Consider the following 15,536-nt stretch of genomic DNA (forward strand, 5'->3'; position numbering starts at 1 on the left):
TGGACGCACAACTCGGGGGTATTTTGCAGGAGCGGAGCCTGCGGAGTGACCCATTTGAAAGCGAAAGTGTCAGCGGCCCTTCTTGATTGCCTCGAAGACCTTGGGATCGACGAGGGTGGAGGTGTCGCCCAGGTCGCGGCCTTCGGCGACGTCGCGCAGGAGGCGTCGCATGATCTTGCCGGAGCGGGTCTTGGGTAGTTCGGGGACGATGGAGATCTCGCGTGGCTTGGCGATCGGTGAGATCTCCTTCGACACCTGTGCTTTGAGCTCGGCGATGAGTTCGTCGCCGGTGTTGTCCACTCCGGCGCGCAGGATGACGAACGCGACGATGCCCTGGCCGGTGGTCTCGTCGGCGGCTCCGACGACGGCTGCTTCGGCGACGCCGTGGTGGCTGACGAGTGCCGATTCGACTTCGCTGGTGGAGATGCGGTGGCCGGAGACGTTCATGACGTCGTCGACGCGGCCGAGGACCCACAGGGCGCCGTCGTCGTCGTACTTGGCGCCGTCACCGGCGAAGTACCAGCCTTCTTCGGCGTAGCGGGACCAGTAGGTGTCCTTGTACCGTTCCATGTCGCCCCAGATGCCGCGCAGCATCGACGGCCACGGCTGGTCGAGGACGAGGTATCCGTTGCCGCCGTTGCCGAGTGGCTTGGCGTCGTCGTCGACGATCTTGGCCGAGATGCCCGGTAGTGGGGTCATCGCCGATCCGGGTTTGGTGGAGGTGACGCCGGGGAGCGGGGAGATCATGATCGCCCCGGTCTCGGTCTGCCACCACGTGTCGACGATGGGGGCGGTGCCGCCGCCGACGACGTCGCGGAACCATCGCCATGCTTCGGGGTTGATGGGTTCGCCGACGGATCCGAGCAGGCGGACGCTCGTGAGGTCGTGTGCTTCGGGGATTTCCTTGCCCCACTTCATGAACGTGCGCACGAGGGTGGGGGAGGTGTAGTAGATCGAGACCTTGTACTTCTCGATGACGTTCCAATGCCGGTGCTCGTCGGGGGAGTTGGGGGTTCCCTCGTAGACGACCTGGGTGGCGCGGTTGGAGAGGGGGCCGTAGACGATGTAGGAGTGCCCGGTGACCCAGCCGATGTCGGCGGTGCACCAGTAGACGTCCTTGCCTGCTTTGTGGTCGAAGACGTTGTGGTGGGTGTAGGAGGTCTGCGTCAGGTATCCGCCGGAGGTGTGGATGATGCCCTTGGGCTTACCGGTGGTGCCGGAGGTGTAGAGGATGAACAGTGGGTGTTCGGCCGGGAACGGCTGCGCCTCGTGCTCTGTCGATGCCTGCGCGACGCTCTCGTGCCACCACAGGTCGCGGCCCTCGGTCCAGTCCACCTCGGAGTCGGTGCGCTTGACGACCAGCACATGCTCGACTGACGCGGCAGCGTTCTCGAATGCACTGCCGGCTGCCCCGTCGACGGCGTGGTCGACGGTCTCTTTGATGGGCGCGGGCTTGCCGCGTCGCCACTGGCCGTCGGTGGTGATGACGAGTTTGGCTTCGGCGTCGTCGATGCGTGAGCGCAGTGCGGTGGCGGAGAATCCGGCGAAGACGACGGAGTGTGTGAGGCCGAGGCGTGCGCACGCGAGGATGGAGACGATGGCCTCGGGGATCATCGGCATGTAGATCGCGACGCGGTCGCCGGCGACGAGACCGAGGTCGGTGAGGGTGTTCGCGGCCTGGGAGACCTCGGCGAGGAGATCGGAGTAGGTGACGTCGCGGCTGTCGCCCGGTTCGCCTTCCCAGTGGATGGCGACCTGGTCACCGTGGCCGTCGAGGACGTGGCGGTCGACGCAGTTGTAGGCGACGTTGAGTTCGCCGTCGCCGAACCACTTGGCGACGGGTGCATCGGACCAGTCGAGTACCTCGGTGAACGGGGTGTGCCAGTGCAGCCGGCGCGCTTGTTCGGCCCAGAACGCCAGTCGGTCCTTCTCGGCGTCGTCGTAGAGGTCGGCCGTCGCGTTGGCCTGAGCCGCGAACTCGGCCGAAGGCGGGTAGGTCTCCCCGGCGCCGTTCTCAGTGGCTTCAGGGGTACTGGTCGTCATCTCTGATTGCTCGCTTTCGTCGTCCGCGTAAGGCGCTCGATGCCATCACAGGCAGCCCTTGTGAGGGTAGTCACATGTGAGGGCGGTCGCATCGTTGCAGCGGCGTGCAACCCTCTGATCTGCGGTGATCGGTCGGTTTTCCGCGACGGACGGTATTCAGGACTGATCCGTCGGGCCTGCCCGTTCGGAGGGGCTCTCGAGCGGTGGGAAATGACTTGCCGAAAAGTTTCGATCGTGTTTCGTGCTTACTCGCGAGTCAGCAAAAACTGGGGGAGTTCACATGTTCGTTTCAGGATGTGTCTAAAGTCTGCGGTATTGAGATCGTTGCCACCCCGCACTAAAGGATGTGGCCGGCGGTCGCCCCACAGAACCCCGTGGGCGTGACGCCCGTGGGGAGAAGATCACGGCGAACCCGTGATCGACCGAAGAGAGGATTTGTCTTGCGTAGAACACGCATTGCGACAGCTGCGGTAGCGGTTGTCGTATCAGCGGCGCTGGTCACGGCGTGCTCGTCCGGTGACTCGACGAGCAGCGGAGGGTCGGGAGACGGCTCAGCGATCATCAACGCCTGGAGTGGCGAGCCCCAGAACCCGCTTGTTCCTACGAATACCAGCGAGAACACCGGTGGCCGAGTCGTCGACTCGATCTTCGCCGGCCTGGTCTCGTACACGCCCGAGGGTGGTGTGCAGAACGAGGTGGCCGAGTCCATCGACACCACCGACGGTCAGAACTACACCATCACGTTGAAGGACGGATGGACGTTCACCGACGGAACCCCCGTCACCTCCAACTCCTTCGTCGACGCCTGGAACTACGGCGCGCTGTCCACCAACGCGCAGCTGCAGGGATCGTTCTTCGACCCGATTCAGGGCTACGACGAGGTCGCCGCCGAGAACCCGACCGTCCAGACCATGTCCGGACTGAAGGTCGTCGACGACAAGACGTTCACCATCGAGCTCAAGCAGCCCGAGGCAGCATTCCCCGATCGTCTCGGATTCGCCGCGTACTACCCGCTTCCCGAGGTCGCATACGACGACATCGCGGCATTCGGCGAGAACCCCATCGGCAACGGACCGTACAAGTTCGCCTCCGAAGGTGCGTGGCAGCACAACGTCCGCATCGACCTGATCACCAACCCGGACTACGACGGAAACCGTAAGCCCGCCAACGGTGGTGTCAGCTTCATCCTCTACAGCAACCTGGACACCGCCTACACGGATCTGCTGTCGAACAACGTCGACGTCCTCGACAACGTTCCGTCCTCGGCCGTCACCACGTTCGAGACCGATCTGCCCGGCCGCACGGTCAACCAGCCGTCCGCCAGCATCGAGACGTTCACCATCCCGTCGCGTCTCGCACACTTCGGCGGCGAGGAAGGCGTTCTGCGTCGTCAGGCGATCTCCAAGGCGATCAACCGCGATCAGATCACCGAGCAGATCTTCAACAACACGCGTACCCCGGCCAAGGACTACACCAGCCCGGCCATCGAGGGCTGGACGGATTCGCTCGAGAACGAGTCCAACGTGGAGTACGACCCCGAGGCCGCGAAGGCTCTGTGGGCTCAGGCCGACGCCATCGCACCGTGGACCGGCACCTTCGCCATCGCGTACAACTCCGATGGTGGACACCAGGAATGGGTCGACGCTGTCACCAACAGCATCCGCAACACGCTCGGCATCGAGGCGCAGGGTGCTCCGTACCCGACGTTCGCTCAGCTGCGTACCGAGGCCACCAACCGCACCATCCCGACGGCGTTCCGCTCGGGCTGGCAGGGTGACTACCCGCAGCAGTACGGCTTCCTGGCGCAGAACTACCAGACCGGCGGCAGCTCCAACGACGGTGACTACTCCAACCCCGAGTTCGACCGTCTGCTCCGTGAGTCCGCAGGTGAGACGGACAAGGACAAAGCGCAGGAACTGGTCAACCAGGCTCAGTCGATTCTGCTGAACGACCTTCCCGCAGTGCCGAACTGGTACCGCAACGCAGCCAGCGGCTGGTCCGAGAACGTGACCAACGTGAAGATCGGCTGGGACGGTATCCCGATCTACAACGAGATCGAGAAGAACTGATCTTCTCTTCTTCAGCTCCATGAGACCGAGCAGGGCGGTAGGTCTTTCACCTACCGCCCTGCTCGTGTGCTTGCCCCCTCACTACTTTTCGACGCCCCGGCCTTCTCGGTGACGTCCACCTTCCTCCAAAGGAGGTGATCCGATGCTCTGGTACATCGGACGCCGATTACTTCAGATGATCCCCGTTTTCATCGGGGCGACATTCCTGATCTACGCCATGGTCTTCCTGCTTCCAGGAGACCCCATTGCCGCACTCGCAGGTGACAAGGCCATCAGCCCCGCCGTCGCCGATCAGCTGCGGGCTCGCTACAACCTCGACCAGCCGTTCATTGTCCAGTACCTGCTGTACCTGAAGGGCATCTTCACCTTCGACTTCGGAATGTCGTTCTCCGGCCGTCCCGTCAGCGAAGTTCTCGTGCAGGCATTTCCGATCACCGCCAAGCTCGCCGCGATGGCTCTCGTCATCGAGGGTGTCTTCGGTATCGGCTTCGGTCTGATCGCCGGTCTTCGCAAGGGCAAGCTGTTCGACTCGACCGTGCTGATCGTCAGCCTCGTCATCATCGCCGTGCCGATCTTCGTCATCGGCTTCCTGGCGCAGTTCTTCATCGGCATCAAATGGGGCATCGTCCCGCCGACGGTCGGTGGCAACACCAGTTTCAAGAATCTGCTGCTCCCGGCATTCGTGCTCGGTGCCGTGTCCTTCGCGTACGTGGTGCGCCTGACGCGAACCTCGGTCGCGGAGAACCTGAGTGCGGACTTCGTGCGCACGTCGACGGCCAAGGGCCTGTCCCGCAGCCGTGTCGTGAACGTGCACGTCTTGCGTAACTCGCTCATCCCGGTCGTCACGTTCCTCGGCGCGGACCTCGCTGCTCTGATGGGCGGCGCGATCATCACCGAGGGAATCTTCAACATCAACGGCGTCGGCGGCACGATCTACCAGGCGGTCATCCGAGGTGAGGCGCCGACGGTGGTGTCCTTCGTGACCGTCCTGATCGTCGTCTACCTGATCGCGAACCTCGTCGTCGATCTCCTCTACGCAGCGCTCGACCCAAGGATCCGTTATGCCTGAGTCCACATCTTCGAACGACCGCTCCGTGCGGCAAGCGCGATTCGTCGAACAAGACGAGGTCATCGACGTCAGTCAGACCGATGCGGTGAACATCGACGAGGCGCCCGCCAGCATCTGGAAGGACGCGTGGGTGAGCCTGCGCAAGCGTCCGATCTTCATCGTCTCGGCTCTCATCATTCTGGCCGTCATCGTCGTCGCTGCGTTCCCGTCGCTGTTCACCAGCGCCGACCCCAGGTACTGCAACCTGGACTTCAGCATGCAGGGACCGCAGTCCGGCCACATCTTCGGATTCGACCGGCAGGGCTGTGACATCTACGCACGCACCATCTACGGCGCACGCGCGTCGGTGCTGACCGGTGTCGGAGTCACCTTCCTCGTTCTGGTCATCGGCGTGCTGTTCGGTGCGTTCGCCGGCTTCTACGGCGGCTGGGCGGATTCGCTGCTGTCCCGTCTCACCGACATCTTCTTCGGTGTCCCGCTGATCCTCGCTGCCATCGTGCTCATGCAGCTCTTCACCGATCGCACCATCTGGACCGTGATTCTCGTTCTCGCACTGTTCGGTTGGCCGCAGATGGCGCGCATCACGCGTGGCGCCGTGCTGTCGGCGAAGAACAACGACTACGTCATGGCCTCCCGTGCATTGGGAGTCTCCAAGGTGCGCACCCTGATTCGGCACGTCCTCCCGAACTCGATGGCTCCGATCATCGTCATCACGACGATCTCGCTCGGTACCTTCATCGTTGCCGAAGCCACGCTGTCCTTCCTGGGTATCGGGCTTCCCCCGACCGAGGTGTCCTGGGGCGGCGACATCAGTGCCGCGCAGGTCACCCTGCGTCAGGGATCGACGATTCTGTTCTATCCCGCAGCGGCACTGGCAATCACCGTGCTGGGCTTCATCATGATGGGCGACGCGTTGCGCGACGCTCTCGACCCGAAGGCCCGTAAGCGATGAGCGAACGTACGAAAGACGACGCGATGACCACTGATCCAGGCAAAGCAGAGCAGCCTCTGCTCGACATCAAGAACCTCGAGGTGTCCTTCCAGTCGAATTCCGGTCCGGTACCGGCAGTTCGAGGTGTCAGCTTGACGGTCTATCCCGGCCAGACCGTGGCCATCGTCGGCGAATCGGGATCCGGTAAGTCGACGACGGCGCACGCCATCATCAATCTGTTGCCCGGCACCGGCAAGGTGACCGGCGGCGAGATCCTGTTCGACGGCAAGGACCTGGCCACGGCCAAGGAGAAGGACTTCGTCGAGGTACGCGGCAGTCAGATCGGGCTGGTTCCTCAGGACCCGATGTCCAACCTCAACCCGGTGTGGAAGATCGGTTTCCAGATCGAGGAGGCGTTGGCGGCCAACAACATTGCCAAAGGCAAGGCCGCGAAGGCTCGGGCGATCGAACTGCTCGACGAAGCAGGCCTGACGGACTCGGCGAAGCGTGTCAATCAGTACCCGCACGAGTTCTCCGGTGGTATGCGTCAGCGTGCACTCATCGCGATCGGATTGTCCGCCCGGCCGAAACTGCTCATCGCCGACGAGCCGACGTCCGCGCTCGACGTCACCGTGCAGCGTCAGATTCTCGACCATCTCGAAGGTCTGACGAAGGAACTCGGAACTGCGGTTCTGCTCATCACCCACGATCTCGGTCTTGCTGCCGAGCGCGCCGAGCACCTGGTGGTCATGAGCAAGGGCCGGATCGTCGAATCCGGTCCGGCACTGGAGATTCTGCAGAATCCGCAGCACCCGTACACGAAGAAGCTGGTCGCGGCGGCACCGTCGCTGGCGTCGCAGCGGCTGAAGTCGTCGGCGGTGCGCAAGGAGATCGTCGAGCAAGCCAAGGAGGTTGCCGGGGAGGTCGTCGCCGAGGAGCACGACAGTGCCTTCGAGCCCGCCAAGGACACCGTGCTGGTGGTCGATCATCTGACCAAGCAGTTCAAGCTGCGCGGCGGAAGCCCGTTCAAATCGACGCTCTTCACCGCCGTCAAGGACGTGTCCTTCACGGTCGAGCGCGGTACGACGACGGCCATCGTCGGCGAGTCCGGGTCCGGTAAATCGACTGTGGCGCAGATGGTTCTCGGCTTGCTCGAGCCGACCGAAGGAACGGTGAAGTTCGACGGCCGCGACGTCGCCGGGCTGTCCAACAAGGATGCATTCGCGTTCCGGCGCCGGGTCCAGCCGATCTTCCAGAACCCCTACGGCTCACTGGATCCGATGTACTCGATCTTCCGCACCATCGAGGAGCCGCTGCGCACCCACAGCGTCGGCACCAAGAAGGAGCGCGAAGCTCGGGTGCGGGATCTGCTGGACAAGGTGTCGCTGCCGGCCTCGGTCATGCGGCGGTTCCCTAACGAGTTGTCCGGTGGTCAGCGTCAACGTGTGGCCATTGCCCGTGCACTCGCGCTTCAGCCCGAGGTGGTCATCTGCGACGAGGCGGTGTCGGCTCTCGACGTACTCGTCCAGGCTCAGATCCTGTCCCTGTTGAACGATCTGCAGGCAGAACTGGGACTGACGTACCTGTTCATCACGCACGACCTCGCCGTCGTCCGGCAGATCGCCGACGACGTCCTCGTCATGCGCTCGGGTGAAATCGTCGAAGCAGCGAAGACCGACGAGGTCTTCGACAATCCCAAGGAGGAGTACACGCAGCGGCTGCTCGCCGCTATTCCGGGTGGATCCATTCAGCTCGGAGCCTGACCCTCCCGTTTACTCGCACCACCGTGCGTTCACCGCCGACGTCCCGGTCGTGAGCGCACGGTGCTGCGGTGCCGGTGAGAAGAGCACGCGGGTACCGTCGTCACTCGTGACCGATCCACTTGCACCGCTGCTCGAGCTACCGGGAATCGTCGACGCCGCCGAGCGCGCGCGTGATGCTCTCGGCGCTGTTCACCGACACAAGGCGAACCGCCGGGGTTGGCCGGCGACCGCGGCGGAGGCTGCTGTCCGCGCCGCTCGGTCGTCGTCCGTGCTCGACGGTGGCACGATGGACTTCCCCCGTGCAGGCGAGGACGGCGATCCCATTCTGGCCGGGTGCTTGCGCGTCGGGTCCGCGCTCGACGGCGACGCGCTGCAGAACATGCTGCCGGTGTGGAAGCGGGCACCGCTGCAAGCACTCGCACGGCTGCACCTGCTCGCTGCGGCCGACCTCGTCGACGACGACGCACTGCTCGGGCGGCCACGCGACGGCATCGGGAATCGGTTGGATCTTCTCGCCCAGCTCGTCACCGGGGGTACGTCCGCTCCTGCGCCCGTCGTCGCGGCGATAGTGCACGGTGAGCTGCTGACGTTGAAGCCGTTCGGAACCGCCGATGGTGTGGTCGCCCGCGCAGCGTCGAGATTGGTCGCGGCGTCGTCCGGTCTCGATCCGCACAACCTCGGGGTGCCCGAGGTCAGCTGGATGCGACGTTCGCAGGCGTATCGCGACGGCGCCGACGGTTTCGCGTCCGGCTCGGCGACGGGTGTCGGGAGCTGGATCATCTATTGCTGCGGCGCTCTCGAAGCGGGGGCGGCGGAGGCGACGTCGATTGCGGAGGCCGCCGGCTCCGCAAGTCAGTAGAAACCCCAAAAGGGCGGCGTCGTCGACCGAAGTCGACTTCGCCGCCCCTTAGCACGGACTAACCGGTTACCAAGCGTGCAAAGGTGGGCTGTGGCGATTCTGTGATCGCGAGGCCTCGGCGACGATCCGGTGAAGTAGGAGGTCATCCCTGCAACCGGTGCAGGGTTCTTGCTGCTGCTTCCCGAAACTCGCAGGCCCACAGCGCTTCTGCCCTGTCAGCGGCGCGCTCCGCGTGGGTGCCTGATGTCCGTGCTGGGAATCGCGGTCGGGAGAAACGAACCTTCTCTTCCGGTTCGAACTTGGCCTTCCGTTCTTCCGTACGTCATTTGTACCCTGTGGCGCCGCTCACATCAAGGGGTAGAGGTCATCGTTTTCTGCGGAGTAGTCCGTAGGTGATCGCACCGGCGGCCAGAGCGCTGAAACCTACTGCGGCACTTGCCGCTACGGTTGTTCCAGATGGTTTCTGGATGCGTGATCGTAGAGACACCGGGTTGGAGAACGTCAGAATCGGCCATCCCGCGGCAGCGGCTTCCTTGCGTAGCGCCCGGTCCGGGTTGACTGCTGTCGGGTGTCCGACGGCGCCCAGCATCGGCAGGTCCGTGACGGAGTCCGAATACGCGAAACACTGTGACAGATCGTAGTTTCGGGACTCGGCGAGAGACTCCATCGCCTCCACCTTGCCCTCGCCGTAGCAGTAGAACTCGACGGTCCCGTTGTAGCGGCCGTCCTCGACTTCCATCTTGGTTGCCGTGGAGATGTCCGCGCCGAGTGCCTCGGCGATCGGCCTGACGATCTCCTCGCCGGATGCGGACACGACGACGACATCGTGTCCGCGCAGTTTGTGATCCGCGATGAGATCGGCGGCTTCGGCGAAGACGAGTGGATCGACTATGTCGTGCAACGTCTCTGCAACGATCGAACGGACTTGTTCCACGTCCCAACCCGCGCACATCGCTGCGATATGAGCGCGCATCCGTTCCATCTGATCGTGGTCGGCGCCGGAGAGCAGAAAAAGAAACTGTGCGTAGCTGCTCTTCAGTACGGCGCGTCTGTTTATCAGCCCCTGATCGAAGAACGGTTTGCTGAACGCAAGCGTGCTCGACTTGGCGATAATTGTCTTGTCCAAGTCGAAGAACGCGGCAATTCTTCCGGCCGGACGAGTGGATTCGGCGTCGTCGATACGGGCGCTGGTGGTCACACTGTGAAGGATAGAGGGCCCAGGTGACGGGAGGGGAGCCTGCAGGAACGACCCAGGTGACGGGAGGGGAGTCCGTAGTGGTCGGGTGGGTGTCAGGGCTACTGGTCGGTACCGGATTTCGGCGAATGTTGAACTTGCAAAGGGCACGTGATGCGGGTGTAGTATCGGTGCAGTCCGACTAGCTCGGACGTGTTCAGCCCGACCCCCCGGGGCTGAACCCGACGACCCTCGCCTCCTCCCCCCCTGGCGAGGGTCGTCCTCTGTTCGGGGCAAGAAATCTGGTACGGGTGTCCAGTAATTCATCCACAACCCCCCGATTCATCCACAATCGCGCACCGCCCCCTGGTGGCGAGCTGATTCCGCGTCCAAGCTTCTGGCCATGGACACCGACCGAACCGGGACGAGACGCATTCGACCGTGCTTGCTGCTGACCGATGATGCTGCCCTGCGAGCAGAAGTTCTGCGGGTAGCAGCCGCGGCGGATTGCGTTGTGTTAGAACGGAACTTACCGGTCGGTAAGCCTCCGCTCTCGATGCGACTCGAATGGGAGGACGCCGGTGTCGTCCTGGTCGACGGCAGAGCAGTCCGCCTGTCGCTACCGCGACGAGCGGGAGTTGCCGTCGTCGTCCCCGGTGCTGCGGCCGTCGATCACTGGAGATTGGCCACAGCGCTCGGCGCGTCCGACGTCCTGGAACTGCCGAGCGACGACGGCGCGCTCATCGCGTTGCTCAACGCCGAGCCGGGCGAATCCGCGGGAGAGGGTGGAGTCATCACGGTGACGGGTGCGACCGGGGGAGCGGGGGCGTCCACCCTTGCTGCGGCGATAGCCCTCACCGCGTCCTCACGAGACATCCGAACGTTGTTGGTGGACGGAGACGAGTACGGCGCCGGAATGGACTTGCTCCTCGGCTGGGAGTCCAGCCCGGGGCTCCGTTGGCCGGGGCTGACAGTCGAGGCCGGTCGTATCTCCGGCGACGCACTCCGGGGTGCGCTCCCCACCGTCGGACATCTGTCGGTGCTGTCGGCCGGCAGCGTGGCGACCAGAACGCCCGGCGCGGGCCAGGGCGAGGCGTCGACGTCCGCGGTTGTCGACGCCGGACGACGCATCGGCGATCTGGTGGTCTGCGACGCACCGCGCACCATCGGATCCCATTCCGACATCTACCACGACGCGGCGGATCTCGTGGTGCTCGTGGTGACCGCGACGTTGGCGTCGGTGTCCGCCGCAGAGAACGCATCGGCGTACCTCAGCGCCAGGAACTCGAACGTCGGCATCGTCGTCCGCGGCCCCGCCCCGGGTGGGCTCCGCAGCACCGACATCGCCGACGCGTTGAGCCTTCCGCTGCTCGCGAGCATGCGTCCCGAACCGGGGCTTGCCCGACGCGTCGAACGTGGTGGATTGACCCTCTCGGCGCGATCGCCGCTGCGTCGTGCGGCGTCGGACATTCTGGAGACGTTCGCACGTAAGCCTCAGCAGGGACGGTGGGCGGCATGAGCGCCGTCGTGACGGGGGAACTTCTCGACCGGGTGCGGGGCAGGCTTGCCGGCGCGGGTGAGGAACCGACACCGACGACCGTGGCTGCAGCCATCAGGATCGAGGCCGGCGGGGTGCTCAGCGACACCGATCTGTTGGCTGCACTGCGGACTCTGCAGACGGAATTCACCGGCGCCGGACCGTTGGAACCGCTGCTGCGTGACCCGGCTGTCGCGGACGTCCTCGTGACCGCGCCGGACGAGGTGTGGGTGGACCGGGGAGTCGGATTGGAGCGCAGCAGAATCCGTTTCGCCGACGAGACGGCCGTGCGGCGCCTGTGTCAACGGCTCGCGTTGTCGGCGGGCCGACGCCTCGACGATGCTCAACCGTGGGTCGACGGTCAACTGCCCGGGGTCGGTGACGGTTCCTTCGGGGTCCGGCTGCACGCCGTGCTCGCACCGGTTGCGCGCGGCGGCACGTGCCTGTCGTTGCGGGTGCTCCGGCCGGCGACTCAGGGGTTGGGAGCGCTGGCCGAGCGCGGGGCCGTCGATCCGGAGGCGCTGGAGCTGCTGCGCGCTGTCGTGCGGGCCAGGTTGGCTTTCCTGGTGGTCGGGGGTACGGGCGCGGGAAAAACTACGTTGCTCGCCGCGCTTCTCGGTGAGGTCGACGCAACCGAGCGGATCGTGTGTGTCGAGGACGCCGCCGAGCTCGCCCCGTCTCATCCTCATGTCGTGCGGATGGTGGCGCGTGCGCCGAATGTCGAGGGTGTCGGCGAGGTGACCGTGCGCCAGCTCGTGCGTCAGGCACTGCGCATGAGGCCGGATCGTCTGGTGGTGGGTGAGGTACGAGGAGCTGAGGTCGTCGACCTGCTGACGGCGCTCAACACCGGACACGACGGGGGCGCGGGCACCATTCACGCCAATTCTCCCGCCGAGGTACCCGCGAGGTTGGAGGCGCTCGCGGCGCTCGGCGGCATGGGGCGAGATGCGCTGCACAGTCAACTCGGCGCTGCGGTTCAGGTGGTGTTGCACGTGCACAGATCGTCCAACGGCCGCAGGCGATTGAGGGAGATCGCTGTGCTCGTTCCCGACGCGACGGGCCGAGTGGGGGTGCTGCCGGCATGGTCGATCGACGGTACCGCCGGTGGCAGAGCCGACCTGGACGACATGATTCGCCGTCGGATGGACTCGCTGTGACCGCGGTGGGCATACTGCTCTGCGTAGCTGCGCTTCTGGCCGTTCCCGGTCCGCAGGCTCGCCTTCGATCGCTCCGCACTCCGCCAGTGATTGCCATGCGGTACCGAGCAGCGATCGTTCCAGTTTCGGCGGTTGTCGGTGCGGTCGCCCTCGTGTGGTTCGCGGGAGTTCATGCACTGTTCGCCGCTGTGATCGTCGGGGCCACAGTGTGGATGCGTCGACGATCCGCAACCGAGAAGAGGAAGTTCCGTTCCGAATCCGCACGTTTGATCGCCGCACTGGACACCGTCATCGGAGAGCTCGGAGTCGGATCACACCCTGCGTCGGCGTCGGCTGTCGCGGCGGCGGAAAGCTCCGGCACCGTGGGGATCGCGTTCGAACGCGCCTCCGGACACGCACGCATGGGTGGGCGGGCGCACGATGGGCTGTCGGTACCGGACGCAGCGATCTCCGGCCCACTGTCCATCGTCGCCTCCGCATGGCGAATCGCCGACGACCACGGTCTCGCCCTGGCCCGGCTGCTCGGCGCGGCTCGCAGAGACATGCAGGCGCGCAATCGGTTCCGTGACCGTACCCAGGCATCGCTGGCAGGTGCCCGCGCCACCGGAACCGTCCTCGCGTGCCTGCCGATCGTGGGCGTCGGCCTCGGTCAGGCCATGGGAGCGTCTCCACTGTCGGTGCTCCTCGGAGGAGGGCTCGGCGGCATTCTCCTCGTGATCGGAACGGCACTCGTCTGCGGCGGACTCCTGTGGACGGATGCCATCACCGACAAGGTATGCCGATGATCGGGATTGCGATGCTCTGTGCCGCAGCTGCTCTGATCACTGCACCGGTGGACAGGAGTGCACTCGGGAGGGTAGTGGGGGAGGGCGGCGTCGCCGAGAAGAGCGCGACCACGACCGTCGTCGATCGGCATGCGGTGGCAACGTGTTTCGACATGATGGCTGCCTGCCTCGCCGGTGGACTGTCGGCAGGGGCCGCGGCTCGCGCGGTGTCGACGATGGCTCCACCCGACGTGTCCACCGCTCTGCGAACCACAGCGGATCTGCTCGGTCTCGGCGCCGACCCGGACGATGCGTGGAAGGCCGTCGGTGCGCTGCCCGAGGTGGAAGCGTTGGCGCGCATGGCTCGTCGATCCTCCCGATCGGGTGCGTCGTTCGCCGACGCCGTCGCGGAATTGGCAGACTCCGAGCGCGCGAGCGCCGAGGACGCCGCGGCGGCGGAAGCCGAACGAGCGGGTGTGCTCGTCAGTGGGCCGCTGGGACTGTGTTTCCTGCCCGCCTTCGTCTGTCTCGGCATAGTCCCTGTCGTGATCGGATTGGCGAGCTCGGTGCTCGGAGGTGGTGTCCTGTGACGCCACGACTGGAATTCCGGACCGGGTACGCCGGTCCGGACGTCAATGAGGGGGAAGACCATGAAAGCTGTGATGCAACAGGCCAGGACGCGATTGATTCTCGCCGCGGTGAACGCCGACGGGATGTCCACCGCCGAATACGCCATCGGCACCATCGCCGCGGCGGCGTTCGGTGCGATTCTCTACACGGTGGTCACGGGATCGTCGATCGTCGATGCGTTGACCGGGATCATCGATCGCGCGCTCGCCACTTCGGTGTAGCCGACGGCGGTTCGGCGACGGTGGAGGCGGCCATCGCGCTCGCTTCCATCGTCGCCGTCGTCATCACCTGCATCGGTGCGATCACCGCCGTGTCGCAGCATGTCCGGTGCGTCGATGCAGCCAGGGAAGCTGCTCGGCTCGTGGCCCGAGGTGACGACGTATCGGGATCGCTGCTACCTGCGAGAGCCGCGATGTCGGTGAACACCGAGGACGGGATGGTGTCCGTTCGAGTCGAATCGTCCACGCTGCTGCCGGGGCTCACCGTCTCGGCCGATGCGGTGGCGGTCATGGAATCGATACCCGAATGAAAGCCACTCGATTCCAATCACAGGACAAGGGCAGCGTGACGGTGACCGCGGCGTTCGCGTTGACCGCATTGCTGGTGGTGGTGATAGCCGTCGTGCACGTCGGTTCCGCCGTCGGCGCGCGCCACCGAGCACAGTCGGCTGCGGATCTCGGGGCCCTCGCCGCGGCCGGTGCGCTCGATCGAGGCGTCGTGGACGCGTGTGCCACGGGCCGAGACATCGTCGAGCGCGTCGGCGGATCCGTGTCGGCATGCACCGTCGAGGGGTGGGACGTCGTCGTCGAAGTCACTGTCTCGGTGACGCTGGGACGCTTGGGTATCCGTGATGCAATGGCCTCGGCCCGCGCAGGCCCCTGACCGTCACCCCGCAGGCTCCACTCGTGCCCTAACCGCCTCTGCGCATGATGCCGTCGAGCAGGCTGCCGAATCCGTCGTCGGCGGCGGTGACGCCGTTGTCGCGCCGCTCGTCGGTCCGGGCGACGAATGTGGTTCTGGTGGTGACGACGGGTTCGCCTGCCGAGTCGCAGATTTCGTTCCTGGTGACCATGATGTCGCTGCCACCGGCCTGGCGGAACGATTCCAGGCACAGGTCGCTCCCCAGGATATCGCCGGTTCGAATCGTTCTGTGCAGCAGGATCTGCTGGTCGGAGTGCAGAATGTCCTTCAGCCCGTAACCGATGAGGAGGTTCTCGAACAGTTCCGGCAGCACGGCTGCGCCGATGACGGCGACGAACGTGACGGGCGCGATGATGCCGTCGTGTCCCAATTCGTGGCCGGCTGCATCGTCGACGTGGGCGGGGTGGTCGTCGTGGACCGCGCGGGCGAATTCGCGGATCTTCTCGCGTCCGACTTCGTAGGTGAACGTTGCGAAGTGGTGCGCGCCCACCAGGTCCCGGATGGATCGGGGCTCGGACACCTCGTGATCGATCAGCGACACCGTCGACATGGTCACCTCTCCTCGTCTCCTGAAGAGAAGTCCACCATCCGACGGGAAGTTGTGCAGCGAAGCGGTCGA

The 15,536-nt window shown here is 65.1% G+C and carries 15 protein-coding genes; 12 read left to right on the plus strand and 3 right to left on the minus strand.

The annotated features are described in order from the left end of the window. Nucleotides 1-69: 69 nt before the first annotated feature. Nucleotides 70-2,043, minus strand: coding sequence for an acetate--CoA ligase (acs, locus tag CH289_RS11820; protein WP_019662957.1), 1,974 nt, complete (start codon nt 2,041-2,043; stop codon nt 70-72). A 440-nt stretch (nt 2,044-2,483) separates the two neighbouring features. Here acs and CH289_RS11825 point away from each other — a divergent pair, with 440 nt between their 5' ends. From CH289_RS11825 to CH289_RS11845, 5 genes are all read left to right on the plus strand, one after another. Further along, entirely contained in the window at nt 2,484-4,112 is a 1,629-nt protein-coding gene (locus CH289_RS11825; protein WP_019662958.1) for a peptide ABC transporter substrate-binding protein, read from the plus strand. A gap of 142 nt (nt 4,113-4,254) precedes the next feature. Further along, a complete protein-coding gene (locus CH289_RS11830; RefSeq protein ID WP_019662959.1) occupies nt 4,255-5,181 on the plus strand; it encodes an ABC transporter permease in 927 nt (308 codons plus the stop codon). Beyond that, entirely contained in the window at nt 5,174-6,133 is a 960-nt protein-coding gene (locus tag CH289_RS11835; RefSeq protein ID WP_019662960.1) for an ABC transporter permease, read from the plus strand. Before CH289_RS11830 ends, CH289_RS11835 begins: the two co-directional genes overlap by 8 nt. After that, nucleotides 6,130-7,875, plus strand: a complete 1,746-nt coding sequence (locus tag CH289_RS11840) for a dipeptide ABC transporter ATP-binding protein (protein ID WP_094727951.1) — start codon at nt 6,130-6,132, stop codon at nt 7,873-7,875. Before CH289_RS11835 ends, CH289_RS11840 begins: the two co-directional genes overlap by 4 nt. A gap of 106 nt (nt 7,876-7,981) precedes the next feature. After that, complete coding sequence (locus CH289_RS11845; RefSeq protein WP_027498670.1) at nt 7,982-8,734, plus strand: hypothetical protein; 753 nt, start codon at nt 7,982-7,984, stop codon at nt 8,732-8,734. A 364-nt stretch (nt 8,735-9,098) separates the two neighbouring features. Here the strand turns inward: CH289_RS11845 and CH289_RS11850 are convergent, their stop codons facing one another. After that, entirely contained in the window at nt 9,099-9,932 is an 834-nt protein-coding gene (locus CH289_RS11850) for an HAD-IB family hydrolase (RefSeq protein ID WP_020110975.1), read from the minus strand. Between the two features lie 379 nt (nt 9,933-10,311). Between CH289_RS11850 and ssd the strand changes: the two genes are divergently transcribed. The 7 genes from ssd to CH289_RS11885 are packed head-to-tail and all read left to right on the plus strand — an operon-like array spanning nt 10,312 to nt 14,878. Next, nucleotides 10,312-11,427 (plus strand): septum site-determining protein Ssd, encoded by a 1,116-nt coding sequence (gene ssd, locus CH289_RS11855; protein WP_081631854.1) that lies wholly within the window; start codon nt 10,312-10,314, stop codon nt 11,425-11,427. After that, nucleotides 11,424-12,602: a TadA family conjugal transfer-associated ATPase gene (locus CH289_RS11860; RefSeq protein ID WP_170949319.1), complete on the plus strand. Its 1,179-nt coding sequence runs from the start codon at nt 11,424-11,426 to the stop codon at nt 12,600-12,602. Before ssd ends, CH289_RS11860 begins: the two co-directional genes overlap by 4 nt. Beyond that, the gene (locus tag CH289_RS11865) at nt 12,599-13,387 is read left to right on the plus strand and encodes a type II secretion system F family protein (protein WP_020110974.1); all 789 of its coding nucleotides are present in this window, start codon (nt 12,599-12,601) and stop codon (nt 13,385-13,387) included. Before CH289_RS11860 ends, CH289_RS11865 begins: the two co-directional genes overlap by 4 nt. Then, a complete protein-coding gene (locus CH289_RS11870) occupies nt 13,378-13,956 on the plus strand; it encodes a type II secretion system F family protein (protein WP_094727952.1) in 579 nt (192 codons plus the stop codon). Before CH289_RS11865 ends, CH289_RS11870 begins: the two co-directional genes overlap by 10 nt. 60 nt (nt 13,957-14,016) lie before the next feature. Then, nucleotides 14,017-14,217, plus strand: a complete 201-nt coding sequence (locus CH289_RS11875) for a DUF4244 domain-containing protein (RefSeq protein ID WP_020110972.1) — start codon at nt 14,017-14,019, stop codon at nt 14,215-14,217. A 20-nt stretch (nt 14,218-14,237) separates the two neighbouring features. After that, entirely contained in the window at nt 14,238-14,525 is a 288-nt protein-coding gene (locus CH289_RS11880) for a TadE family type IV pilus minor pilin (RefSeq protein ID WP_020110971.1), read from the plus strand. Further along, on the plus strand, nt 14,522-14,878 hold the full coding sequence (locus CH289_RS11885; RefSeq protein WP_020110970.1) for an Rv3654c family TadE-like protein: 357 nt from the start codon (nt 14,522-14,524) through the stop codon (nt 14,876-14,878). Before CH289_RS11880 ends, CH289_RS11885 begins: the two co-directional genes overlap by 4 nt. Nucleotides 14,879-14,906: 28 nt before the next feature. On the opposite strand, the gene CH289_RS11890 is transcribed toward CH289_RS11885, so the two are convergent. Beyond that, entirely contained in the window at nt 14,907-15,467 is a 561-nt protein-coding gene (locus CH289_RS11890; RefSeq protein ID WP_037188108.1) for an FAS1-like dehydratase domain-containing protein, read from the minus strand. Nucleotides 15,468-15,536: the final 69 nt, after the last annotated feature.

It is taken from the genome of Rhodococcus sp. RS1C4 (genome assembly GCF_002258225.1).
Taxonomy (GTDB): Bacteria; Actinomycetota; Actinomycetes; order Mycobacteriales; family Mycobacteriaceae; genus Rhodococcoides; species Rhodococcoides fascians_E.

Bases quoted from the DNA above. Each gene is read 5' to 3' on its own strand.
- CH289_RS11870 (WP_094727952.1), top strand. From the start codon at position 13,378: ATGCCGATGATCGGGATTGCGATGCTCTGTGCCGCAGCTGCTCTGATC.
- ssd (WP_081631854.1), top strand. From the start codon at position 10,312: ATGGACACCGACCGAACCGGGACGAGACGCATTCGACCGTGCTTGCTG.
- CH289_RS11835 (WP_019662960.1), top strand. From the start codon at position 5,174: ATGCCTGAGTCCACATCTTCGAACGACCGCTCCGTGCGGCAAGCGCGA.
- CH289_RS11840 (WP_094727951.1), top strand. From the start codon at position 6,130: ATGAGCGAACGTACGAAAGACGACGCGATGACCACTGATCCAGGCAAA.
- CH289_RS11890 (WP_037188108.1), bottom strand. From the start codon at position 15,467: ATGTCGACGGTGTCGCTGATCGATCACGAGGTGTCCGAGCCCCGATCC.
- acs (WP_019662957.1), bottom strand. From the start codon at position 2,043: ATGACGACCAGTACCCCTGAAGCCACTGAGAACGGCGCCGGGGAGACC.
- CH289_RS11875 (WP_020110972.1), top strand. From the start codon at position 14,017: ATGAAAGCTGTGATGCAACAGGCCAGGACGCGATTGATTCTCGCCGCG.
- CH289_RS11830 (WP_019662959.1), top strand. From the start codon at position 4,255: ATGCTCTGGTACATCGGACGCCGATTACTTCAGATGATCCCCGTTTTC.
- CH289_RS11885 (WP_020110970.1), top strand. From the start codon at position 14,522: ATGAAAGCCACTCGATTCCAATCACAGGACAAGGGCAGCGTGACGGTG.
- CH289_RS11860 (WP_170949319.1), top strand. From the start codon at position 11,424: ATGAGCGCCGTCGTGACGGGGGAACTTCTCGACCGGGTGCGGGGCAGG.